Here is a 22,290-nt window from a genome sequence, read left to right on the forward strand (position 1 = left end):
CAGATAAAAAAGTTGATGAAACAAAAAGTCTTAAAGTGACCCTTCGTCGCATATTACCCAAGCGTAAACGTGGGTCATTCTCACTAAAGGATTAACCCCATCATCCAGCGCGCGGCTGATCATACCGGGGTTTGCTGCAGAAACCTTCATGAAACCCGTCGTTACTTATGGCTGTAGCACTACTTTCGTTACGTCCTTATGACAAAACGATCATTCCCTCGGTGTGACTCATTGGTTAGAACTGACCACAGGTTGACGTCGCAACGGCGTCAACACCTTGGCTCGCCACGCCGGCAGCGAGCCGCCCAACGGCAGAGTTTTTTCTGCCAGACCTCGATTGAGGTCAACGCGACGAAAACAGTCAACAAGTGAGGGAAACACCCTATGAGAAGACTTAAGCGTGATCCGTTGGAAAGAGCATTTTTGCGCGGATATCAATATGGCGTTGGTGGCAAATCCCGCGAGCTTTGCCCATTTACTCTACCGTCGGTACGTCAAGCCTGGATCAACGGCTGGCGAGAAGGACGCGGCGACAACTGGGACGGTATGACCGGCACTGCGGGGATCCACAGACTCAACGAACTTCACGCCGTCGGCTGACACAGGGCACTTATTGCAACACGACAATCTGAATTTCTAGCGACTTACCATGCACGTCCTTCCCGGACGGCGGGCTACGGCCCAGGGGCTCCTTCGAGGAGCCCTTTTTTATGCTTGCCCCGGACGATACAGATCCCTGTGGCGAGGGGATTCATCCCCGATGGGCTGCAAAGCGGCCCCGAATCCATCCACCCGAGTGTGCCAGGCGAACGGCGGATGCAAATTTTACGACTGCTGCGCAGTCGATCGGGGATAAATCCCCTCGCCACAAAAGCCCCTCATCACGAGTCCTCAACAGCCTCAGCGCAGCGCGGCAATCGCGTCGACCGATTCACGAATCAAGGCCGGGCCTTTGTAGATGAAGCCCGAGTAAATCTGCACCAGGCTCGCACCCGCCATGATTTTCTCGGCCGCATGCTTGCCTTCAGTGATGCCACCCGCCGCAATGATCGGCAACCGACCACCCAGCTCCTCAGCCAACACCTTCACGGTATGCGTGCTCTTGTCGCGCACCGGGGCGCCGGACAAACCGCCCGCCTCGTCACCGTGCTCCATGCCTTCGACACCGACGCGACTCAGGGTGGTGTTGGTGGCGATCACTGCGTCCATTCCGGTTTCGATCAGCGCCTGAGCCACTTGCGCGGTTTCTTCGTCGGTCATGTCCGGAGCGATCTTGATCGCCAGCGGTACATGTTTGCCGTGACGCAGGGCCAGTTCGGCACGGCGCGTGGCCAAGTCCGCCAGCAACTGCTTGAGCGAATCACCGAACTGCAGGCTGCGCAGGCCCGGGGTGTTGGGCGAACTGACGTTGACCGTGACATAGCTGGCGTGGGCATACACCTTGTCCAGGCAAATCAGGTAGTCATCCACGGCGCGTTCGACCGGAGTGTCGAAGTTCTTGCCGATGTTGATCCCCAGCACGCCCTTGTATTTGGCTGCAGCGACCCGCGCCAGCAGGTTATCCACACCGAGGTTGTTGAAGCCCATGCGATTGATGATCGCCTCGGCCTCCGGCAGGCGGAAGATCCGTGGTTTCGGGTTGCCCGGCTGCGGACGCGGGGTCACGGTGCCGATTTCGACAAAACCGAAACCCAGTTGCGAGAAACCGTCGATGGCCGCGCCGTTCTTGTCCAGACCGGCCGCCAGCCCCACCGGGTTCGGGAAGTCCAGGCCCATGACCGTCACCGGCACATTCGCCGGCTTCTTGCACAGCATGCCGTTGAGGCCCAAACGCCCACCCGCGCCGATCAGATCCAGCGACAGATCGTGGGAGGTTTCCGGGGAAAGTTTGAACAACAGCTGACGGGCCAGGGTGTACATGGGCGGCGATGACTCGGGCGGCGAAAAGAGGCGGCGATTATAGCCGGGCATCGCCCCCCGGCGCGAGGCGCACAGGCAAATCAGCCTGACTGGCATATGCCTTGCACTTTCAGGGTTATCAGCCCCCAGGCCAATGACGGCGTGCGGGCACGGACAATGGCGTCGTTCCCAGGTTTTGCCTGAGCAAAACCTGGGACGGCGTTTTTTTTGAGGGTGGCTTTATATGAGTGATTCGTCCGTCGGGCCACTGGCCTGGGTCAACGGCAGTGATGCCCCGGAAAAAAGCGTGATCAATCTCGGTTTCATGGCCTTGAGCGACTGCGCCTCGGTGGTCGTGGCCGCCACGCAAGGCTTTGCCCAGCCCTACGGCCTGACAATCAACCTCAAGCGTCAGGCGTCCTGGGCGACGTTGCGCGACAAACTGGTCAGCGGTGAACTGGATGTCGCCCACAGCCTGTACGGGCTGATTTACGCGGTGCATCTGGGCATCGGCGGCGTGGTGCCGAGTGACATGGCGGTGCTGATGGGGCTGAACCAGAATGGCCAGAGCCTCAACCTGTCCCACGGTTTGCAGCAACTGGGCGTGACCAGTCCTGAAGCGCTGGATCGGCACGCGCACCAAACCCGCGCAAAACTGACCTTCGCCCAGACTTTTCCCACCGGTACCCACGCGATGTGGCTGTATTACTGGCTGGCGAGTCAGGGCATTCATCCGTTGCAGGACGTCGACAGCGTGGTGGTGCCGCCGCCGCAAATGGTCGCGCACCTGCAAGCCGGGCGCATCGATGGTTTCTGCGTCGGTGAGCCGTGGGCGGCAGCCGCCGTGCAGCAGGATCTGGGGTTCACCCTGGCGACCAGCCAGAGCATCTGGCCCGATCATCCGGAGAAAGTCCTCGGCTGCACCCGCGCGTTCGTCGAACAATACCCCAACAGCGCCCGGGCGCTGGTAATGGCGATTCTCGAGGCCAGCCGCTTCATTGAACAAAGCGCGGAAAACCGCCGCAGCACCGCGCAGTTGCTGAGCGCCCCGGAATATCTCGACGCCCCGCTGTCCTGCATCGAACCGCGTTTTCTCGGGGATTACGCCGATGGCCTCGGCAACCGCTGGCAGGACCCGCACGCCTTGCGTTTTCACGGCAACGGCGAGGTGAATTTGCCGTATCTGTCCGACGGCATGTGGTTCATGACCCAATTCCGTCGCTGGGGCCTGTTGCGCGAGGATCCCGACTACCTCGCGGTGGCCCGCCAGGTTCAGCAACTGGACATCTACCGCGAAGCCGCCACCGCCGTCGGTGTCGCCGCGTGGGGCAAAGAGATGCGCAGCAGCCAGTTGCTCGATGGCAAAGTCTGGGACGGCAGCGATCCGGCCGCATACGCCCGCAGTTTCAAGCTGCACGCCCTGAGCGACGCCGCTCCTCTGCTCGCCCGCCGCTGACAGGAGACCGCCAATATGCTGCGAATTCTGCTGATCAACGACACCGCGAAAAAAGTCGGGCGCCTGAAAGCCGCGCTGATCGAGGCGGGTTTCGAGGTCATCGATGAGTCCGGCCTGATCATCGACCTGCCGGCCCGCGTCGAAACGGTGCGCCCGGACGTGATCCTGATCGATACCGAGTCACCGGGCCGCGATGTGATGGAGCAAGTGGTGCTGGTCAGCCGTGACCAGCCCCGACCGATCGTGATGTTCACCGACGAACACGACCCGGGGGTGATGCGTCAGGCGATCAAGTCCGGGGTCAGCGCCTACATCGTCGAAGGCATCCACGCCCAGCGCCTGCAGCCGATTCTCGATGTGGCCATGGCCCGCTTTGAAAGCGATCAGGCCTTGCGCGCGCAACTGCTGGCCCGCGACCAGCAACTGGCCGAGCGCAAACGCATCGAGCTGGCCAAAGGGCTGCTGATGAAAATGAAGGACTGCAACGAAGAAGAGGCCTACACCCTGATGCGCCGCCAGGCCATGAGTCGCCAGCAGAAACTGATTCAGGTGGCGGAGCAGATCATTGCCATGAGTGAGTTGCTCGGCTGATTGAAGAGCAAAAGATCGCAGCCTTCGGCAGCTCCTACAAAGGCACGCAATTTCCTGTAGGAGCTGCCGAAGGCTGCGATCTTTTGATCCTTGGCACAAATCTGGCTAAGCATTCAGCACAGGTAACCAACGGCGGTTGCCCCACCCACGACAAAGACGTCGCTCACCCCGCTCGCCCCATCGGCGAACCAGGTAGCGGCGTTTTTGCGTTTTGGCCCCACAGCCCGGGGCCGGTGGTGCGGCCGTGGCGGCGCGCCACCTGCTGTGACTCCTTTCGAGACTCTTTTCAGCTGAGGTGCGCGATGAATTCAAGCTTTTGGAAATCCGGCCACACCCCGACCCTGTTCGCAGCGTTCCTGTATTTCGACCTGAGCTTCATGGTCTGGTACCTGCTCGGCCCATTGGCGGTGCAGATCGCCGCCGACCTGCACCTGAGCACCCAACAACGCGGGCTGGTGGTGGCGACGCCGATACTCGCCGGTGCGGTGCTGCGATTTGTGATGGGCATGCTGGCCGATCGTCTGTCGCCGAAAACCGCTGGCCTGATCGGTCAGGTGATAGTGATCTGCGCGTTGTTCGGCGCGTGGAAACTCGGCATCCACAGTTATGAACAGGCGCTGCTGCTGGGGCTGTTCCTCGGCATGGCCGGTGCCTCGTTTGCTGTGGCCCTGCCGCTGGCCTCGCAATGGTATCCGCCACAACATCAAGGCAAGGCGATGGGCATCGCTGGCGCCGGTAACTCCGGCACCGTGTTCGCCGCGCTGATCGCCCCGGTGCTGGCCGCGTCGTTCGGCTGGAGCAACGTGTTCGGTTTCGCCCTGATTCCGTTGATCCTGACGCTGGTGCTGTTCGCCTGGCTGGCGAAAAACGCGCCGCAGCGGCCCAAGGCCAAAGCCATGGCCGACTACTTCAAGGCCCTCGGCGACCGCGACAGTTGGTGGTTCATGTTTTTCTACAGCGTCACCTTCGGCGGCTTCATCGGCCTGGCCAGCGCCCTGCCCGGCTACTTTAACGATCAGTACGGGCTGAGCCCGGTGACCGCCGGTTACTACACCGCTGCCTGCGTGTTCGGTGGCAGCCTGATGCGCCCGCTGGGTGGTGCGCTGGCGGATCGTTTCGGCGGCATCCGCACCTTGCTGGCGATGTACACCGTGGCGGCGATCTGCATCGCCGCCGTCGGTTTCAACCTGCCCAGTTCCTACGCCGCCCTGGCGCTGTTCGTCTGCACCATGCTCGGGCTCGGCGCCGGCAATGGCGCGGTGTTCCAGTTGGTGCCACAACGCTTCCGTCTGGAGATCGGCGTGATGACCGGGCTGATCGGCATGGCCGGCGGCATCGGCGGTTTTGCCCTGGCGGCCGGCATGGGTGCGATCAAGCAAAGCACCGGCAGCTATCAACTGGCGCTGTGGTTGTTCGCCAGCCTCGGCGTGCTGGCGTGGTTCGGCCTGCACGGGGTCAAGCGGCGCTGGAGAACCACCTGGGGTTCGGCGGCGGTCACTGCTGCGCGCGTGTGAGGCGGCAATGCCCCTGCAACTGAGCTTCGCCCAGGCCAGCGCCACCGGCCCGCGCGCGGAAAACCAAGACGCCCTGCGCCTGGTGACACCCGCCCCGGCGCTGGCCGCGAGCAAAGGCTATCTGGTCGCCATTGCCGATGGGGTCAGCCAGTGCGCCGACGGCGGCCTGGCCGCACGCTCGACCCTGCAAGCACTGGCGCTGGACTACTACGCCACGCCGCAAACCTGGAGCGTGGCCCAGGCACTGGATCGCCTGCTGCTCGCACAAAACCGCTGGTTACAGGCCAACGGCGGCGGACAGCCACTGCTCACCACCGTCAGCGCGCTCATCCTGCGCGGCCAGCGTTTCACCCTGGCCCACGTCGGCGATTGCCGGGTCTATCGCTGGCACGCCGACGCTTTGCAGCGGATTTCGCAGGATCATGTCTGGGAGCAGCCGGGGATGCAGCACGTGCTCAAGCGTGCGCTGGGGCTGGATCAGCATCTGGTGCTGGATTTTCTCGACGGCGAGTTGCGCGAGGGTGAATGTTTCGTGCTGCTCAGCGACGGCGTGTGGTCGACTGTGGGCGATACCGCGATTGCAGCGATCCTGCGCGATCAACCGAATCTCGACAGCGCCGCACACACGCTGGTCAACGCCGCGCATCTGGCCGGCAGTCAGGACAACGCCAGTGCACTGCTGGTGCGGGTCGATGCGCTGGGCGAGGCGAGCATTGGCGACGCGCTGATCCATTTGCAGCAATGGCCACTGCCACCAGCGTTGAAAACCGCGCAAATGTTCGAAGGCTGGCAGGTGCAGAACGTTGTCGCTCAGAGCCAGCAATCGCTGCTGTATCGCGTGCTGGACGGGCAAGGTCGGAGCTGGTTGTTGAAAACCCTGCCGCCACGGCTGGCCGATGATCCTCAGGCCGGGCAAGCCCTGTTGTCGGAAGAATGGTTCCTCAGGCGTGTCGCCGGGCGGCATTTTCCTGAAATCCACAGCGGTACCCAGCGTCAGCATTTGTACTATGTGATGCGCGAATATTCCGGGATGACCCTGGCGCGGCTGTTTCAACACAGCAGCCCGTTACCGTTGGCACAGTGGCAGGACATCGCCGAGCGTCTGCTGCGGGCGGTGGGTCTGCTGCATCGGCGGCAGATTCTGCACCGCGACATCAAACCGGAGAATCTGCACCTGGGCGACGATGGCGAGTTGCGCCTGCTGGATTTCGGTCTGGCGTATTGCCCCGGTCTGTCCGAAGACGCACCGTCAACGCTGCCGGGAACCCCGAGTTATATCGCCCCGGAAGCGTTTCGCGGCGAGCCACCGAGTGCGCAACAGGATCTGTACGCGGCGGGCGTGACCTTGTATTTCCTGCTCACTGGGCATTTTCCCTATGGCGAAATCGAAGCCTTTCAACGGCCGCGCTTCGGTGTGCCGGTGAGTGCCGGTCGCTACCGCCCGGACGTGCCGGAATGGCTTGCGCAGAGTCTGGAGCGAGGCGTGGCTGCCGATCCGCAACAGCGCTTTGAAACGGCTGAAGAATGGTTGCTGGTGCTGGAGCAAGGCGAGCGACGCAGTTTGAGTGTGCGGCCCAGGCCTTTGCTGGAGCGTGAGCCGTTGAAGGTCTGGCGGACGGTGGCATTGCTGGCGCTGTTGGGAAATCTTGTGTTGCTGGTGGTTTTGTTTCATCACCCTTGAAAGATCGCAGCCTTCGGCAGCTCCTACTGGAATTGCGTTCACCTGCAGGAGCTGCCGAAGGCTGCGATCTTTTGATCCGGCGCTCCAAAAAAGCGCAACACGCCTCCAGAAAGTGCAGCGAGACATCTCCATTCAGTCAAAAAACCCAGCAATGACGGCCATCCTGCCACTTGGCACAACCACTGCATTACCCGTTTCACCATACATAAAGCCTAACCTTCAACGACGAAGGTTGCGCTTCCCGAGAGAACGGGACCAGGACAAAGGCGTCCTCGCTAGGCAACTAGCGGGACGCCTTTTTTTGTTTGCGCAACTTTTGTCGAGCACGGCCTGACTGCCCACAAGAGGCCAGCTACCGCTCCCCGGAGAACCTGATGAAAAAACTCAAACTGGTGATGATCGGCAATGGCATGGCCGGGGTTCGCACCCTGGAAGAACTGCTCAAGCTGAGCAACGAGCTGTACGACATCACGGTCTTCGGTGCCGAACCGCACACCAACTACAACCGCATCCTGCTGTCGCCGGTGCTGGCCGGTGAGCAGACCTTCGAAGAGATCGTCCTCAACGACCTCGACTGGTACCTGGAAAACCAAATCAAATTGCTGCTCAACCGCAAGGTGGTACAGATCGACCGGGTCAAACGCCGGGTGATTGCCGAAGACGGCACCGAGGCCGAATATGATCGCCTGCTGATCGCCACCGGTTCGACACCGTTCATCCTGCCGATCCCCGGCAATGACTTGCAGGGGGTGATCGGTTACCGCGACATCGCCGACACCCAGGCCATGATCGACACCGCCCGAACCCACAAGCACGCGGTGGTCATCGGCGGCGGCCTGCTCGGCCTCGAAGCCGCCAACGGCCTGATGCTGCGCGGCATGCACGTCACGGTGGTGCACATCGGCGAATGGCTGCTGGAGCGGCAACTGGACAAGACCAGCGGGCAACTGCTGCAAAGCGCCCTCGAAGCCCGTGGCCTGCACTTTCGCTTGTGCGAGCAGACCCAAGCCCTGCACGACGCGGGCAATGGCCGGGTCGGCTCGGTGCAGTTCAAGAACGGCGAGATCATCCCTGCCGATCTGGTGGTGATGGCTGCCGGCATCCGCCCCAACACCGAACTCGCGGAGCGCGCCGGCATCCCGTGCAATCGCGGGATTCTGGTCAATGACACCCTGCAGACCTACGATCCGCGCATCTATGCCATTGGCGAGTGCGCCAGCCATCGCGGCATCGCGTATGGCCTGGTGGCGCCGCTGTTCGAACAGGCCAAGGTGTGCGCCAACCACCTCGCGCAACTGGGTTTCGCCCGGTATCAGGGTTCGGTGACCTCGACCAAATTGAAAGTCACCGGCATCGACCTGTTTTCCGCCGGCGATTTCATGGGCGGCGAAGGCACCGAAACCATCACCCTCTCCGACCCGATCGGCGGCGTGTACAAAAAACTGGTGATCAAGGATGACGTGCTGGTCGGCGCCTGTCTGTACGGCGATACGGCAGATGGCGGTTGGTATTTCCGACAGATTCGTGAGAATCACGCCATCGGCGAGATCCGCGATCACCTGATGTTCGGTGAAAATTCTATCGGCGACGTAGGACATCAGGGCCAGGACAAAGCCATGGCCATGGCCGACACCGCCGAAGTCTGCGGCTGCAACGGCGTGAGCAAGGGCACCATCGTCAAGGCGATTCAGGAACACGGCCTGTTCAGCGTCGATGACGTCAAGAAGCACACCAAAGCTGCAAGCTCTTGCGGCTCCTGCGCCGGGCTGGTCGAGCAAATCCTGATCAACACCGTCGGTGGCGCGGCGGACGTCAAACCGAAAAGCGAAAAAGCCATCTGCGGTTGCAGCGACCTCAACCACGGGCAGATCCGCCAGGCGATCCGCGAACAGCATCTGCTGAGCATCGCCGGCACCATGAGCTACCTCAACTGGCGCACCCCGAATGGCTGCGCCACCTGCCGTCCTGCGCTGAACTACTACCTGATTTCCACCTGGCCCGGCGAAGCCAAGGACGATCCGCAATCGCGCCTGATCAACGAACGCGCCCACGCCAACATTCAGAAGGACGGCACCTATTCGGTGGTGCCACGGATGTGGGGCGGCGTGACCAACCCTGCGGAATTGCGGCGCATCGCCGACGTGGCCGACAAGTACAACGTACCCATGGTCAAGGTCACCGGCGGTCAGCGCATTGACCTGCTGGGGATCAAGAAACAGGACTTGCCGGGCGTCTGGAAAGACCTCGACATGCCCTCCGGCCACGCCTACGGCAAATCCATCCGTACCGTGAAAACCTGCGTCGGCAGCGAGTTCTGCCGCTTCGGCACGCAAAATTCCACGCAGTTGGGCATTGAGCTTGAGCACGACCTGTTCAACATGTGGTCGCCACACAAAGTGAAACTCGCTGTCTCCGGATGCCCACGCAACTGCTCGGAAGCGGGGATCAAGGACGTAGGAATCATCGGCGTCGACTCCGGCTGGGAGATGTACATCGGCGGCAACGGCGGGATCAAGACTGAGGTCGCCGAGTTTTTCGTCAAGCTAAAAACCGCCGAGGAAGTCCGCGAGTACAACGGCGCGTTTCTGCAGCTCTATCGCGAAGAAGCCTTCTACCTCGAACGCACCGTGCACTACCTGCAACGGGTCGGCATGGAGCACATCAAGAAAGCCGTGCTGGAAGACCCCGAGCGCCGCAAGGCCCTGAATGAGCGCCTGCAGTTCTCCCTGTCGTTCGAACAAGACCCGTGGAAAGAGCGCCTCGCGCAGCCGCAACTGAAGAAAGAATTCGAGGTGATCCCCGTGAAAAACCTGGAGGTGCCGGCATGAACTGGCTCGATATCTGTGCCCTGGAAGAGATCAATGCCCTCGGTTCGCGAATCATTGCCGGGCCGAAAGGTGACATCGCAATTTTTCGGACGAGCGACGACGAAGTTTTCGCCCTTGACGACCGCTGCCCGCACAAGGGTGGGCCGCTGTCACAAGGTTTGATCTACGGCAAACGCGTGGCCTGCCCGCTGCACAACTGGCAGATCGACCTGCAAACCGGCGAGGCCCAGGCTCCGGACATCGGCTGCGCGCACCATCATCCGGCCCGGGTCGAAAACGGCCGCGTGCAATTGGCCCTGCGGGAAGCGGTCTGATGAACCGCCAGACGACCGCCTCGACCTGCTGCTACTGCGGCGTCGGCTGCGGCGTGCTGATCGAGCATGACGGCGAGCGCATCCTCGGCGTCAGCGGCGATCCGGCGCACCCGGCCAACTTCGGCAAACTGTGCAGCAAAGGCTCGTCCCTGCACGTGACCGGCGATCTGGCTGCCCGGGCGCTGTACCCGGAGCTGCGCCTGGGCAAAGGCCTGGCGCGCAGCCGTTGCGACTGGGACACGGCGCTGGATCACGCAACTCAGGTCTTTGCCCAAACCATCGCCGAACACGGCCCGGACAGCGTGGCGTTTTACATCTCCGGGCAGTTGCTGACCGAGGACTATTACGCCTTCAACAAATTGGCACGAGCACTGGTCGGCACCAACAACATCGACAGTAATTCCCGGCTGTGCATGTCGTCGGCGGTGGTCGGTTACAAGCGCAGCCTCGGCGCCGATGCGCCGCCATGCAGTTACGAGGATCTGGAGCTGAGCGATTGCGTGATGATCGCCGGCAGTAACATGGCCTACGCCCACCCAGTTCTTTTCCGACGCCTGGAAGAGGCAAAATCGCGCCGGCCGCAGATGAAAGTCATTGTCATTGATCCCCGGCGCACCGACACCTGTGAGTTGGCCGACTTGCATCTGGCGATTCTGCCCGGCACCGACGTCGCGCTGTTCCATGGGATTTTGCATCTGCTGCTGTGGGAAGACTGGATCGACCGCGACTTCATCAAGGCGCACACCGACGGTTTGCCTGAGCTGAAAAATCTGGTGCGCGACTACACCCCGCAAATGGTTGCGCAACTGTGCGGGATCAGTGTCGAGCAATTGCAGCAGTGCGCCGAATGGGTGGGCACCGCGCCAAGTTTCCTGTCGCTGTGGTGCATGGGCCTGAATCAGTCCACCGCTGGCAGCGCAAAAAACAGCGCACTGATCAATCTGCACCTGGCCACCGGGCAAATCGGCCGCCCGGGTGCAGGACCTTTCTCGCTGACCGGTCAGCCGAATGCCATGGGCGGGCGGGAAACCGGCAGCCTGTCGAATTTGCTGCCCGGCCACCGGGAGGCAGCCAACCCCGAACACCGTGCCGAAGTGGCAACCTGTTGGGGTGTCGATCAGTTGCCTCAAACCAGCGGCCTCAGCGCTATCGAGCTGTTCGAGCGGATGCGCAGCGGGCAGATCAAGGCGCTGTGGATTGCCTGCACCAATCCCGCACAGTCCATGCCTGATCAACAGGCGGTGCGCGAGGCGCTGCAGGCCTGCCCGTTCGTGGTGTTGCAGGAAGCCTTCCGCACCACCGAGACCGCCGCCTTCGCCGACCTGTTGGTACCCGCAGCCAGTTGGGGCGAGAAGCAAGGCTCAGTGACCAACTCCGAACGGCGCATTTCCCACGTACGGCAGGCCATTCTCCCACCGGGCGAAGCACGGCCGGACTGGGCGATCACCGTGGATTTCGCACAGCGGCTGGAGAAACGTCTGCGCCCACTTCAGCCGAGCCTGTTTGCTTTCGAGAAGCCGGCGCAGTTGTTCGACGAATACAAACAACTGACCCGTGGACGGGATCTGGACTTGTCGGGCCTCAGCCATCAATTGATTGATGAACTGGGACCGCAGCAATGGCCCTTTCCGGCCGGCGCCCGGCAAGGCACGGCACGCTTGTATGGCGACGGAATTTTTCCCACGGCTAACGGTCGTGCGCAGTTCGTCGCCGATCCTTATCGCGCCGCCAAAGAACAACGCGATGCACGGTTCCCACTGACGCTGATCACCGGCCGCCTGCGCGATCAATGGCACGGCATGAGCCGCACCGGCACGGCAGCGCAATTGTTCGGGCATGTCAGCGAAGCCGTGTTAAGCCTGCACCCGGACGAGTTACGCCGGCAGCGCTTGCAGCCGGGGGATCTGGTCAACCTGAAGAGTCGGCGCGGTGCCGTGATCGTCGCGGTCGACAGCGATGACGGCGTGCGCCCCGGTCAGGCATTTCTGCCGATGCATTGGGGCGACCGGTTTCTCAAGGGCGGGGTCAACAGTCTGACCTTGCCGGCCTTCGATCCTCTGTCGAAGCAGCCCGAACTCAAACACAGCGGCGTGCGTCTGGAAGCGGTAAATCTGCCATGGCACTTGTTCGCCCTGATCGAGGGCGATGTTCAACGGCATTTCGAGACGCTACGCCCCCTCTGCGAGGTGTTTTCCTACGTAAGCCTCAGCCTTGTCGGACGTGAGCGGCCCGCGCTGCTGATACGCGCTGCCAGCGTCACGCCGCCAGAGCCGCAACGGCTGCGCGATATCGACCAGTGCCTGGCGCTGCTCGACGGTCCAGTGCTGGCCTACGACGACCCGCGCCGCGCTATTGGCAAACGGGTACGCATCGAAAACGGCCGAATCACCGCAATCCGCCTCGCGGGCGAAACCCTGGCTCAGCACTGGCTGCAAGGCTTGTGGCTGGAGGGTCGCGCCGATGAACAACTGCGCCGCTGGCTTCTGGCGCCGATGAGTGCACCACCCGGCAATGCCGGCATTCAGGCCAATCCGGGCAAAACCCTGTGCAACTGCAAAAACGTCAGTCACAGCGCGGTGTGTGCCGGAATTCGCCAAGGCCTGGATCTGCAAGGTCTCAAACAACAACTGGGGTGCGGCACGCAATGCGGCTCGTGTGTCCCTGAAATCAAGCGTTTGCTGGCCGCTGATCTGCAGCCGGTATCGGTCATCTGAAGGAAAACACCATGAATGCAAAAGTCTGGCTGGTGGGCGCAGGCCCCGGTGATCCCGAGTTGCTGACGCTCAAAGCGGTACGCGCGTTGCGCGAAGCAAAGGTGGTATTGATTGACGATCTGGTCAATGACGCCGTGCTGGAGCATTGCCCTACGGCGCGAATCATTGCCGTGGGCAAGCGCGGTGGCTGTCGCTCGACGCCGCAGGCCTTCATCCATCGGCTGATGCTGCGTTATGCCCGCCAAGGCCTATGCGTGGTGCGGCTCAAGGGCGGTGACCCGTGCATTTTCGGCCGTGGTGGTGAGGAGGCGCAGTGGTTGCGCGAACGTGGGGTTGAGGTCGGGCTGGTCAACGGCATTACCGCCGGCCTTGCTGGCGCGACACAGTGTGATATTCCGCTGACGTTGCGCGGTGTGGCGCGCGGGGTGACGCTGGTCACCGCGCATACCCAGGACGATAGCCAATTGAACTGGCAGGCACTGGCGCAAGGCGGTACGACACTGGTGATCTACATGGGGGTGGCCAAACTGGACGAGATCCGCGATCAGTTGTTGGCGGGCGGGATGGCGGCGGATATGCCAGTGGCGATGATCGAGAATGCCTCTCTGCCAGAGCAGCGCGAGTGCCGCAGTGATCTGATGAGCATGGGTGACGACGCTTGCAGGTTTGGACTGAAGAGCCCGGCCATTCTGGTCATTGGTGCAGTGGCTGCCTTTGCAGAAGATCAAAGGATCGCAGCCTTCGGCAGCTCCTACAGGATGTGTGCGGATACCGTGTAGGAGCTGCCGCAGGCTGCGATCTTTATAGCTTCAAAGCCAAATCGCAGGCAAAGAAAAGCCCGGCCTGAGCCGGGCTTTTCTCGTAGCGGCAGCTAATTACTTAGCTTGAGCTTCAACCTGCGCTTCTACGCGACGGTTAACAGCACGGCCAGCTTCAGTTTTGTTGTCAGCAACTGGGCGGGATTCGCCGTAGCCGATCGACTGAACGCGGGACGACTCAACACCGTACTGCTGGGTCAGAACCTGCTTAACGGCGTTTGCACGACGCTCGGACAGTTTCTGGTTGTAAGCGTCAGGACCGACGGAGTCAGTGTGACCTTCAACAGTGGTGTGAGTGGCTGGGTACTGCTTCATGAAGTCAGCCAGGTTCTTGATGTCAGCGTAGCTGTTTGGCTTGACGACCGACTTGTCGAAGTCGAATTTCACGTCCAGCTCTACACGAACAACTTCAGCAACTGCTGGGCAGCCATCAGCGTCAACAGTTACGTTGGCTGGGGTGTCCGGGCACTTGTCAACGTTGTCGCAAACGCCGTCGTTGTCGCTGTCGGAGCAGACTTCAGCCGGAGCTGGAACTGGAGCAGCAGCTGGCTTGCCGCCGCCACCGAAGTTCACACCCAGACCAACCGATGGAGCGTAGTCCCAACGGCCGTTGTCCAGTTTGTAGTCAGCTTCTACGCCAGCACGGGCGAAGAAGTTTTCGGCGAAGTAGTACTTAACGCCAGCGCCAGCAGTCAGGAAAGTCGACTGGTCGCGACCGGTGTGGCCGTCAGCAGCTACGTTGGTCAGGTTGCCGTGCTTAACGCCACCTTCAACGTATGGACGCAGAGCGTCGCCAGCGTTGTTGAAGTGGTATTGAGCGGTCAGACCGAAGTTGTCACCACGCAGTTTCTGGCTGCCGGTACCGTCGTTCGAACGGGTGTGGTTGTTACGATCCCAGCCGAAGTTGATCGAGACGTCATCGGTCAGGAAGTAACCGATTTTGGCGCCTGGGTTGAAGCCGTCTTCGACATGATCAATGCTGTCGTTGTACTGCTTCTTGTAGTTGATCTCGCCTTCAACTGCGCCTTGGCCTTGTGCCAGTGCGCCGAACGAAGTAGCGGCAATAAGAGAACCAATGGCCAAGCCCAAGGTGTTTTTCAGTTTCATCCGTTAAATCCCCATCTGGTGATTGTGAAGCAGTCCCGCAAACCGGGGGACAACTCGGCGGCAAGTCTATCAGAACTTGCCTACACGTAAGAGATATTTGCGCTGAACTAAGTTTCAGCAATGCCTGCAAATTTCTCACGCAATTTGTCTAGAGCACGTTTGTACCGCATTTTTGTCGCACTCAAACCCATGTGCATGATGTCTGCGATCTCCTGAAACTCCAGCTCTGCGACAAATCGTAGCACCAGAATTTCACGGTCAATCGGGTTCACATACACCAGCCAGCGATCGAGTCCGCCCTTCTCCTCGGGTTTCGGCGCCTTTTCTTCCGACGCTTCTTCCAGCGGGTCCAGACTCAAGGCGTCCATCAAGCGACGCTTTCGCCGTTCCTTCCGATACTGCGTGATGCATTCGTTATACGTAATGCTGTAGAGCCAGGTTTTGAACTTCGATTTCCCCTCGAAGTTCTTCAGGCCATACAGCACCTTAAGCATCACTTCCTGACAGACATCGTCTGCGTCGCGATCGTTCCCAAGATATCTCGCACAAACGTTAAATAATGTTCTCTGGTAACGCCGCATCAGCTCTTCATAGGCGCGCGTCACGTGAAACAGCTCGGTATGCGAGCGCGCGACCAGCTCCTCATCAGAGAGCTCACGGGGGTCATAGCGCGTGGATAGCGTTTGGGCTTTATTCAAAACAAGTCGTGCCGACAGTCAGGTCAATGTCCGCCGCACCCCTCTCAGGGCATTTTGCGGCGGCATACATTAGCAGGGTTTGCCGGGTTAGCGGCTACTCACATGCTGTTCCAGCAGGATCCGATTGGAAAGTGAGACTAGCTCACCCTCATCGGTCAGCAATGTGGTTTTAACCGTGCCGATCTCTTCGATCTGGCCTTCGACCTCACCAACACGCACTTGTTGCCCAACCTGGTACAACTCACGCACATAGATTCCCGCAAGAATCTGACCGGCAATTTCCCGGCTTCCCAACCCCATGGCCAGCGCTACGGCCAGACCAACGGTAATCAATACGATGACGATTACATGGTTCAGCAGGTCGGTCTTGACCTCAAGCTGACTGATCGCGACCGAGATGCTGATGATGATCACCAGCCCCTGGGCAATGCGGCCCAAACCCGAAGCGTAGTCCAGCCCTACACCTTCTGCCGCCCCGCGCACGAGGCCGTTGGCCAATTGCGCGAGCAAAACACCCACCAGCAACACCAGCGCGGCGCCGAAAACTTTCGGCAAATACAACGCCAGCATGTCCAGCGTAGCTGAAACTCGCTCAAGTCCAAGGGACTCTGCTGCAGAAACCAGGAAAATCAGCAGAACGAACCAGTAAACGATCTTGCCAATCAAAGTCGAGATCGGCACTTGCAGGCCGGCTCGCGACATCAATTTGGTCAGACCGGTGCCGCCCATCAGGCGATCAAGGCCCAGCTTGGCCAGCAGCTTGGACAGCAGGGTATCGAGCAACTTGGCCACCACGAAACCCAACAGCAGCACCACCAGTGCGCCGAACAGGTTCGGGATGAAATTGGCGACTTTGGTCCACAACGCAGTCATTGCAGTGACGAGGCTCTGAGTCCAGAGATCAAGTTCCATATTCAATCAGCCTTATCAGCAGTGCGTGCAGTAGTTTTACGAAGACGGGAAACCGGCGAAACGTGGGCCGATCCGTTATTCAGGGCGATCATCAGCGCGGGCAACCAGCGGCCCAGCAGGCTGAACAGATCACCGGCGCCCACCTGGCGGTTGGCGGTTTTGAGTACGCGACCCAGGCAGGCATCGTCGTCGCGGCTGGACGGCGAGGCGTTGAGCATGTCGCGCAAAGACTGTTCAAACGGATCGTGCATACGCACCTCTCGTGATGTCTGTGAAAGACGCGGGCAAATTTGGTCGGGTCACATGTTGCATATTCACACCCAGCGCAAACGGCGGAATAACCACCATTGACCGATGGCCATCGCCAGCACTGTCAGACAGGCAATCAGGAAACCATAAGGGCTGCTCGAGAACGGAATGCCGCCCACGTTGATACCCAATAGACCGGTGAGAAAACTCATCGGCAAAAAGATGCAGGTGATGATGCCGAAGCGGTACATCGTGCGATTCATGCGCACGTTCAAACGCCGGTCTTCGGCCTCCAGCACAAGCCCCATGCGCTCTCGGGTCAGTTCCAACTCTTCGAGATAGCGGGTCAGGCTGTTGTTCAATTCGTTCCAGTAGTCAGCATCATCATCGACAAACCACGGCAGTTTTATCCGCGTCAGTTGTCCGAAAATATCCCGCTGCGGCGCCAGAAAACGCTTCAGTCCGGCCGCCCTGCGCCGGATGTGCAAAATCGAGCCATGTTCGGGCGTATACCGTTCGTCGGCATCCAGCTTTTCTTCCTCTTCATCGACCAGTTCCGACAGGCACGTGACCAGATCCTGCACCTTGTGGGTGAGGAATTGCGCCAGATACAGGATCAGCTCAGAGGAGGTTTTCGGGCCTTTGCCTTCGCTCAGCAGCGCCAGCAGTTCATCGGTGGCACGCAACGGGCGCAGACGCAGCGAGATGACGCGCTGGGCGGAGGCGAAAATCCGCACCGAGACCATGTCTTCCGGCTCGGCCCCCGGGTTGAGGTTGACCCCGCGCAGAAACAGCAGCAACTCGGCATCCGGCAACGGCAGGAGGCGCGGCCGAGTGTTCTCTTCCAGCAGCAGGTCGCAGGCGAATTCATTCAGGCCGCTGGATTTGCGCAGCCAGGTCTGGGTTTGCGGATGACTGCGATCCCAATGCAGCCACAGGCTCTCATGGGCCTGCAGCTGCAGATCGTCGAGTTCAGTCCGGGCAATCGAACGCGCACCGCCTTTACCGTCCAGCACCAGGGCGTGCACCAGCCCCCACTGCGCGTTTTCTTCCTCGAACATCCGCATCCCTTTGTCGAAAAACTTATTCAGGCATCTGCAGCGGGCTCGGCGAAACGATCACGCCGTTGTTGTCCGCATAGATGTAATGGCCCGGATGGAACGTCACGCCAGCGAAAGTCACCGCTACATTGAGATCACCGATGCCACGTTTTTCGGTCTTCATCGGATGGCTGGCCAACGCCTGAACGCCGAGATCGGTCTGGGCAATAACATCGACATCACGGATGCAACCGTAGATGACCATCCCTTCCCAGCCGTTTTTCGCAGCTTTCTCGGCGATCATGTCGCCCAGCAGCGCGCGGCGCAGCGAACCGCCGCCATCGACCACCAGCACCTTGCCGTTGCCCTTGAGTTCGGCCTGTTCCTTGACCAGCGAGTTGTCTTCGAAACATTTGATGGTCACGATTTCGCCGCCGAAGGAATCACGGCCGCCGAAATTGCTGAACATCGGTTCCAGCACCTGCACCAGCTCCGGATAGGCGTCGCACAGGTCAGGCGTAAGGTAATGGTTCATCGAAAAACTCCTGTAAAAAGGAAGACGATCTAGGATGTCGCACTCTGTTGAAACGAGTCCCGGCGGTCGCTGTTTACCTTAGTTCATGCAATGGTCGCTGAACGAACCTGAACAAACGCTGAAACGTAATAGCTAAACAGCCACCAAATATGACCAGAACCGCACAATGCGTCATATCTTAGCCGCAAGCCAACCTGAACGAAATGCCCTTTTCAGAGCACCCGGCTCAGACCGCAGCAGCAAGATCCGGCTTGTCGCCGAGCAACGGCGTCTGCTGATCGCTCAACCAACGCGCCACCAGTGGCCAGACCTCGACCTGCGCCGCTTTGCTCACCAGCATCTCAACATGCCCGAAGTTGTCGCTGAAGCCCTGCTCGCGCCCCAGATTGACGAATTGTTTGTGCTCGGAGCCGATCTGCTCGAACAGTTTGCGACAGGCCCACGCCGGATCCTGGTGATCCCCCGCTGCCGTCACGGCCAACACTGGCACCTGAACCTCGGCAAGCCCTGCCCACCAATCCTTGTCCTTGTCGCCAAAACGGCCGAACAGGCCGTACCAGCGCATGCTTTCCAGCGCCAGACCGATGGGTTCGTCTTCCGGGCCGCGCTTGAGCCGGGAGCCGGACAATTGCGCGAAACGCTTGAGAATGAAGCGCCCGCTCCACTCCACCGGCGGAATCTTCAACGGCCAATAAGTGCGGCTGACCTGCGTGCCGAAAAACGCCGCCGAGGCCACCGCCGGCTCGCCGAGGTATTCGCCACCGAGCGCCGCCGCCAGGGTAATGCCACCCAGCGAATGGCCGATCCAGTGCGGGACCTGCCCGCTTTGCTCACGGACGAACGCGGCAATCGCCGGCAGATCGTAACGGGCGTAGTCAGCCACGCGGTTGCGCCGGTAGTCCTCGTTGCGCTGCGACAGGCCGTGGCCGCGCATCTCCGGGATCCACACGTCGAAGCCCAGACGCGTCAGGTAAGCGCCCAGGCCCAGGCCTTTGGGGGAAAACCAGAAGCGCCGGTTGGAAAAACTGCCATGCAGCAAAATCACCGGCACGCCGCGCGGCGCCGTGTCATCCGCCATGCCCAAGCGGGTCACGGCGATTTCCACGGACCAGTCGGGACTGTTGCCGGGTTTGAGTCGATAGACATCTTCGCTCAGATCACCGCGACGTTCGGCGCTGATCAGGGCGACAGGAAACAGGTTGCTGCTGCTTTGCATAATGCTCTTGCACAAAAAAGGGCGGCATCTACAGGAGCCCGCCCTACTCAAATCTCAAACCCGCCTCCCGTGGGAGCCAGCCTGCTCGCGAAAGCGGAGTGTCAGCCAACATCACTGATGAATGTTGCTACGTCTTCGTCGGAACGCCGCCCGGAGCAGGCTCGCTCCCACAAGGGGAACGGGCCGTTCACACCTGATTACGCCTGCGCTTGGCCTTCGGCGAGGAAGAACCAGGTTTCCAGTACGGAGTCCGGGTTCAGCGACACGCTTTCGATGCCCTGCTCCATCAGCCATTTGGCCAGGTCCGGGTGATCCGAAGGGCCCTGACCGCAAATGCCGATGTACTTGCCGGCCTTGTTGCACGCGGCAATCGCGTTGGCCAGCAGCTTCTTGACCGCCGGATTACGCTCGTCAAACAGGTGCGCGATGATCCCGGAGTCACGGTCCAGGCCCAGGGTCAGCTGGGTCAGGTCGTTGGAACCGATGGAGAAACCGTCAAAGAATTCGAGGAACTCTTCAGCGAGAATCGCGTTGGATGGCAGTTCGCACATCATGATCACGCGCAGGCCGTTGTCGCCACGGGCCAAGCCGTTTTCGGCGAGCAGATCGACCACCTGGCTGGCTTCGCCGAGGGTACGGACGAACGGCACCATGATTTCGACGTTGGTCAGGCCCATCTCATTGCGCACACGCTTCAGCGCGCGGCATTCGAGTTCGAAGCAGTCACGGAACGATTCGCTGATGTAACGCGAAGCACCACGGAAGCCGAGCATCGGGTTTTCTTCTTCCGGCTCGTACAGCTTGCCGCCGATCAGGTTGGCGTACTCGTTGGACTTGAAGTCCGACAGACGCACGATGACCTTCTTCGGCCAGAACGCGGCCGCGAGGGTGCTGATGCCTTCCACCAGTTTTTCGACGTAGAAACCGACCGGATCGTGGTAACCCGCGATGCGCTTGTCGACGCTGTCCTTGATTTCCTGCGGCAGGCCGTCGTAATTCAACAGCGCTTTCGGGTGCACACCGATCATTCGATTGATGATGAACTCCAGACGGGCCAGGCCGACACCGGCGTTCGGCAACTGCGCGAAGTCGAAGGCGCGGTCCGGATTGCCGACGTTCATCATGATCTTGAACGGCAGCTCCGGCATCGCGTCCACGGAGTTCTTCTTGACGTCGAAGCCCAGTTCGCCTTCGAAGATGTAACCGGTGTCGCCTTCGGCGCAGGACACGGTCACGCCCTGGCCATCCTTCAGCAGTTGGGTGGCGTTGCCGCAACCCACCACCGCCGGAATCCCCAGTTCACGGGCGATGATCGCCGCGTGACAGGTACGGCCGCCACGGTTGGTGACGATGGCGCTGGCGCGTTTCATCACCGGCTCCCAGTCCGGGTCGGTCATGTCGGAGACCAGCACGTCGCCGGCCTGGACTTTGTCCATTTCCGAGACGTCCTTGATGATCCGCACTTTGCCGGCGCCGATGCGCTGGCCAATGGCACGCCCCTCAACCAGCACGGTGCCGGTTTCTTTCAGCAGGTAACGTTCCATGACGTTGGCCTGGGTGCGGCTCTTCACGGTTTCCGGACGGGCCTGCACGATGTACAGCTTGCCGTCGTCACCGTCCTTGGCCCACTCGATGTCCATCGGGCAGCCGTAGTGCTTCTCGATGATCATCGCCTGCTTGGCCAGCTCGCTGACTTCAGCGTCGGTCAGGCAGAAACGTGCGCGTTCAGCCTTGTCGACATCGACGGTCTTCACCGAACGACCGGCCTTGGCCTCGTCGCCATAGATCATCTTGATGGCTTTGCTGCCCAGGTTGCGCCGCAGGATCGCCGGGCGACCCGCCTCCAGCGTGCCTTTGTGCACGTAGAACTCATCCGGGTTGACCGCGCCTTGGACGACGGTTTCGCCCAGACCGTAGGCGCCGGTGATGAACACCACGTCACGGAAACCGGATTCGGTATCGAGGGTGAACATCACACCGGCGGTGCCGGTTTCCGAACGCACCATGCGCTGCACGCCAGCCGACAGGGCGACCAGTTTGTGGTCGAAGCCCTGGTGCACGCGGTAGGAGATGGCGCGGTCGTTGAACAGCGAAGCGAACACCTCTTTGGCGGCGCGGATAACGTTTTCCACGCCACGGATGTTCAGGAAGGTTTCCTGCTGACCGGCGAACGAGGCGTCCGGCAAGTCTTCGGCGGTGGCGGAAGAGCGCACGGCCACGGCCACGTCAGGGTTACCGGCCGACAGCACAGCGAACGCGGTGCGGATCTCGGTATTCAGTTTTTCGGGGAATTCGGCTTCCATGATCCATTGACGGATCTGTGCACCGGTCTTGGCCAGCGCGTTGACGTCATCGACGTCCAGGGCGTCGAGAGCCTTGTGGATCTGGTCGTTGAGGCCGCTCAGTTCGAGAAAGTCGCGATAGGCCTGCGCGGTGGTGGCAAAGCCGCCGGGGACCGACACACCGGCACCCGCCAGGTTGCTGATCATCTCGCCCAGGGATGCGTTCTTGCCCCCCACATGCTCAACATCGTGTTTGCCGAGCTTATCGAGGGAAACTACGTACTCTACCAAGGTGATCTCTCCACTAACTGTGTTGGAAAAGCTCAGAAACCGGCAGCTCGGGGGAGCGTTGGCCGGCTGTATGGCCTGGACCTGGAAAATAAGTGAGAATGCGGGCCAATGGCGGCCGGCAAATCGCGCCTATCATATCCAAGAA

At 60.7% G+C, this 22,290-nt stretch carries 18 protein-coding genes; 9 read left to right on the forward strand and 9 right to left on the reverse strand.

All coding sequences use genetic code 11. The annotated features are described in order from the left end of the window. Window positions 1-384 precede the first annotated feature (384 nt). On the forward strand, window positions 385-600 hold the full coding sequence (gene rmf / locus AB1J88_RS11450; protein ID WP_003223300.1) for a ribosome modulation factor: 216 nt from the start codon (window positions 385-387) through the stop codon (window positions 598-600). A gap of 300 nt (window positions 601-900) precedes the next feature. On the opposite strand, the gene AB1J88_RS11455 is transcribed toward rmf, so the two are convergent. Next, complete coding sequence (locus tag AB1J88_RS11455) at window positions 901-1,920, reverse strand: quinone-dependent dihydroorotate dehydrogenase (protein WP_430291107.1); 1,020 nt, start codon at window positions 1,918-1,920, stop codon at window positions 901-903. Between the two features lie 223 nt (window positions 1,921-2,143). Between AB1J88_RS11455 and AB1J88_RS11460 the strand changes: the two genes are divergently transcribed. The 8 genes from AB1J88_RS11460 to cobA all read left to right on the forward strand — a co-directional run bounded on the left by AB1J88_RS11460 (window position 2,144) and on the right by cobA (window position 13,776). Continuing rightward, window positions 2,144-3,355, forward strand: a complete 1,212-nt coding sequence (locus tag AB1J88_RS11460; RefSeq protein ID WP_430291108.1) for a CmpA/NrtA family ABC transporter substrate-binding protein — start codon at window positions 2,144-2,146, stop codon at window positions 3,353-3,355. Window positions 3,356-3,370: 15 nt separating this feature from the next. Beyond that, window positions 3,371-3,946 (forward strand): ANTAR domain-containing response regulator, encoded by a 576-nt coding sequence (locus AB1J88_RS11465; protein ID WP_086794916.1) that lies wholly within the window; start codon window positions 3,371-3,373, stop codon window positions 3,944-3,946. 302 nt (window positions 3,947-4,248) lie between these two features. Further along, window positions 4,249-5,460 (forward strand): nitrate/nitrite transporter, encoded by a 1,212-nt coding sequence (locus AB1J88_RS11470; protein ID WP_041067749.1) that lies wholly within the window; start codon window positions 4,249-4,251, stop codon window positions 5,458-5,460. 7 nt (window positions 5,461-5,467) lie between these two features. Continuing rightward, complete coding sequence (locus tag AB1J88_RS11475) at window positions 5,468-7,141, forward strand: protein kinase domain-containing protein (protein ID WP_430291109.1); 1,674 nt, start codon at window positions 5,468-5,470, stop codon at window positions 7,139-7,141. 374 nt (window positions 7,142-7,515) lie between these two features. Further along, window positions 7,516-9,969, forward strand: a complete 2,454-nt coding sequence (gene nirB, locus AB1J88_RS11480) for a nitrite reductase large subunit NirB (protein WP_430291110.1) — start codon at window positions 7,516-7,518, stop codon at window positions 9,967-9,969. Beyond that, on the forward strand, window positions 9,966-10,283 hold the full coding sequence (nirD, locus tag AB1J88_RS11485) for a nitrite reductase small subunit NirD (protein WP_041067740.1): 318 nt from the start codon (window positions 9,966-9,968) through the stop codon (window positions 10,281-10,283). Before nirB ends, nirD begins: the two co-directional genes overlap by 4 nt. Then, complete coding sequence (locus AB1J88_RS11490) at window positions 10,283-12,997, forward strand: molybdopterin-dependent oxidoreductase (RefSeq protein WP_430291111.1); 2,715 nt, start codon at window positions 10,283-10,285, stop codon at window positions 12,995-12,997. Before nirD ends, AB1J88_RS11490 begins: the two co-directional genes overlap by 1 nt. A gap of 11 nt (window positions 12,998-13,008) precedes the next feature. Further along, window positions 13,009-13,776, forward strand: a complete 768-nt coding sequence (gene cobA / locus AB1J88_RS11495; RefSeq protein WP_430291112.1) for a uroporphyrinogen-III C-methyltransferase — start codon at window positions 13,009-13,011, stop codon at window positions 13,774-13,776. Between the two features lie 96 nt (window positions 13,777-13,872). Here the strand turns inward: cobA and AB1J88_RS11500 are convergent, their stop codons facing one another. The 8 genes from AB1J88_RS11500 to ppsA all read right to left on the reverse strand — a co-directional run bounded on the left by AB1J88_RS11500 (window position 13,873) and on the right by ppsA (window position 22,145). Then, entirely contained in the window at window positions 13,873-14,922 is a 1,050-nt protein-coding gene (locus AB1J88_RS11500; RefSeq protein WP_027613290.1) for an OmpA family protein, read from the reverse strand. A 107-nt stretch (window positions 14,923-15,029) separates the two neighbouring features. Beyond that, complete coding sequence (gene sigX, locus AB1J88_RS11505) at window positions 15,030-15,620, reverse strand: RNA polymerase sigma factor SigX (RefSeq protein WP_011333251.1); 591 nt, start codon at window positions 15,618-15,620, stop codon at window positions 15,030-15,032. A gap of 87 nt (window positions 15,621-15,707) precedes the next feature. Beyond that, window positions 15,708-16,532: a mechanosensitive ion channel family protein gene (locus AB1J88_RS11510; RefSeq protein ID WP_007916401.1), complete on the reverse strand. Its 825-nt coding sequence runs from the start codon at window positions 16,530-16,532 to the stop codon at window positions 15,708-15,710. Between the two features lie 2 nt (window positions 16,533-16,534). Further along, on the reverse strand, window positions 16,535-16,783 hold the full coding sequence (locus AB1J88_RS11515; RefSeq protein WP_003223293.1) for a hypothetical protein: 249 nt from the start codon (window positions 16,781-16,783) through the stop codon (window positions 16,535-16,537). A 63-nt stretch (window positions 16,784-16,846) separates the two neighbouring features. Next, window positions 16,847-17,842 carry a zinc transporter ZntB gene (locus AB1J88_RS11520; RefSeq protein ID WP_041067669.1) on the reverse strand — a complete coding sequence of 332 codons (996 nt, stop codon included), beginning with the start codon at window positions 17,840-17,842 and terminating at the stop codon, window positions 16,847-16,849. 22 nt (window positions 17,843-17,864) lie between these two features. Next, complete coding sequence (gene rraA, locus AB1J88_RS11525; protein WP_041067666.1) at window positions 17,865-18,356, reverse strand: ribonuclease E activity regulator RraA; 492 nt, start codon at window positions 18,354-18,356, stop codon at window positions 17,865-17,867. A 226-nt stretch (window positions 18,357-18,582) separates the two neighbouring features. Continuing rightward, window positions 18,583-19,572 carry an alpha/beta fold hydrolase gene (locus tag AB1J88_RS11530; protein ID WP_430291113.1) on the reverse strand — a complete coding sequence of 330 codons (990 nt, stop codon included), beginning with the start codon at window positions 19,570-19,572 and terminating at the stop codon, window positions 18,583-18,585. Window positions 19,573-19,769: 197 nt separating this feature from the next. Then, on the reverse strand, window positions 19,770-22,145 hold the full coding sequence (gene ppsA, locus AB1J88_RS11535) for a phosphoenolpyruvate synthase (protein WP_198759659.1): 2,376 nt from the start codon (window positions 22,143-22,145) through the stop codon (window positions 19,770-19,772). Window positions 22,146-22,290 lie beyond the last annotated feature (145 nt).

The organism is Pseudomonas sp. S8, from assembly GCF_050473925.1.
GTDB classification, from domain to species: domain Bacteria; phylum Pseudomonadota; class Gammaproteobacteria; order Pseudomonadales; family Pseudomonadaceae; genus Aquipseudomonas; species Aquipseudomonas parakoreensis.

What these genes read in the sequence shown, in the direction of transcription:
- rmf (WP_003223300.1), top strand. Translation starts at nt 385, where the DNA reads ATGAGAAGACTTAAGCGTGATCCGTTGGAAAGAGCATTTTTGCGCGGA.
- AB1J88_RS11455 (WP_430291107.1), bottom strand. Translation starts at nt 1,920, where the DNA reads ATGTACACCCTGGCCCGTCAGCTGTTGTTCAAACTTTCCCCGGAAACC.
- AB1J88_RS11460 (WP_430291108.1), top strand. Translation starts at nt 2,144, where the DNA reads ATGAGTGATTCGTCCGTCGGGCCACTGGCCTGGGTCAACGGCAGTGAT.
- AB1J88_RS11465 (WP_086794916.1), top strand. Translation starts at nt 3,371, where the DNA reads ATGCTGCGAATTCTGCTGATCAACGACACCGCGAAAAAAGTCGGGCGC.
- AB1J88_RS11470 (WP_041067749.1), top strand. Translation starts at nt 4,249, where the DNA reads ATGAATTCAAGCTTTTGGAAATCCGGCCACACCCCGACCCTGTTCGCA.
- AB1J88_RS11475 (WP_430291109.1), top strand. Translation starts at nt 5,468, where the DNA reads ATGCCCCTGCAACTGAGCTTCGCCCAGGCCAGCGCCACCGGCCCGCGC.
- nirB (WP_430291110.1), top strand. Translation starts at nt 7,516, where the DNA reads ATGAAAAAACTCAAACTGGTGATGATCGGCAATGGCATGGCCGGGGTT.
- nirD (WP_041067740.1), top strand. Translation starts at nt 9,966, where the DNA reads ATGAACTGGCTCGATATCTGTGCCCTGGAAGAGATCAATGCCCTCGGT.
- AB1J88_RS11490 (WP_430291111.1), top strand. Translation starts at nt 10,283, where the DNA reads ATGAACCGCCAGACGACCGCCTCGACCTGCTGCTACTGCGGCGTCGGC.
- cobA (WP_430291112.1), top strand. Translation starts at nt 13,009, where the DNA reads ATGAATGCAAAAGTCTGGCTGGTGGGCGCAGGCCCCGGTGATCCCGAG.
- AB1J88_RS11500 (WP_027613290.1), bottom strand. Translation starts at nt 14,922, where the DNA reads ATGAAACTGAAAAACACCTTGGGCTTGGCCATTGGTTCTCTTATTGCC.
- AB1J88_RS11510 (WP_007916401.1), bottom strand. Translation starts at nt 16,532, where the DNA reads ATGGAACTTGATCTCTGGACTCAGAGCCTCGTCACTGCAATGACTGCG.
- AB1J88_RS11515 (WP_003223293.1), bottom strand. Translation starts at nt 16,783, where the DNA reads ATGCACGATCCGTTTGAACAGTCTTTGCGCGACATGCTCAACGCCTCG.
- AB1J88_RS11520 (WP_041067669.1), bottom strand. Translation starts at nt 17,842, where the DNA reads ATGTTCGAGGAAGAAAACGCGCAGTGGGGGCTGGTGCACGCCCTGGTG.
- rraA (WP_041067666.1), bottom strand. Translation starts at nt 18,356, where the DNA reads ATGAACCATTACCTTACGCCTGACCTGTGCGACGCCTATCCGGAGCTG.
- AB1J88_RS11530 (WP_430291113.1), bottom strand. Translation starts at nt 19,572, where the DNA reads ATGCAAAGCAGCAGCAACCTGTTTCCTGTCGCCCTGATCAGCGCCGAA.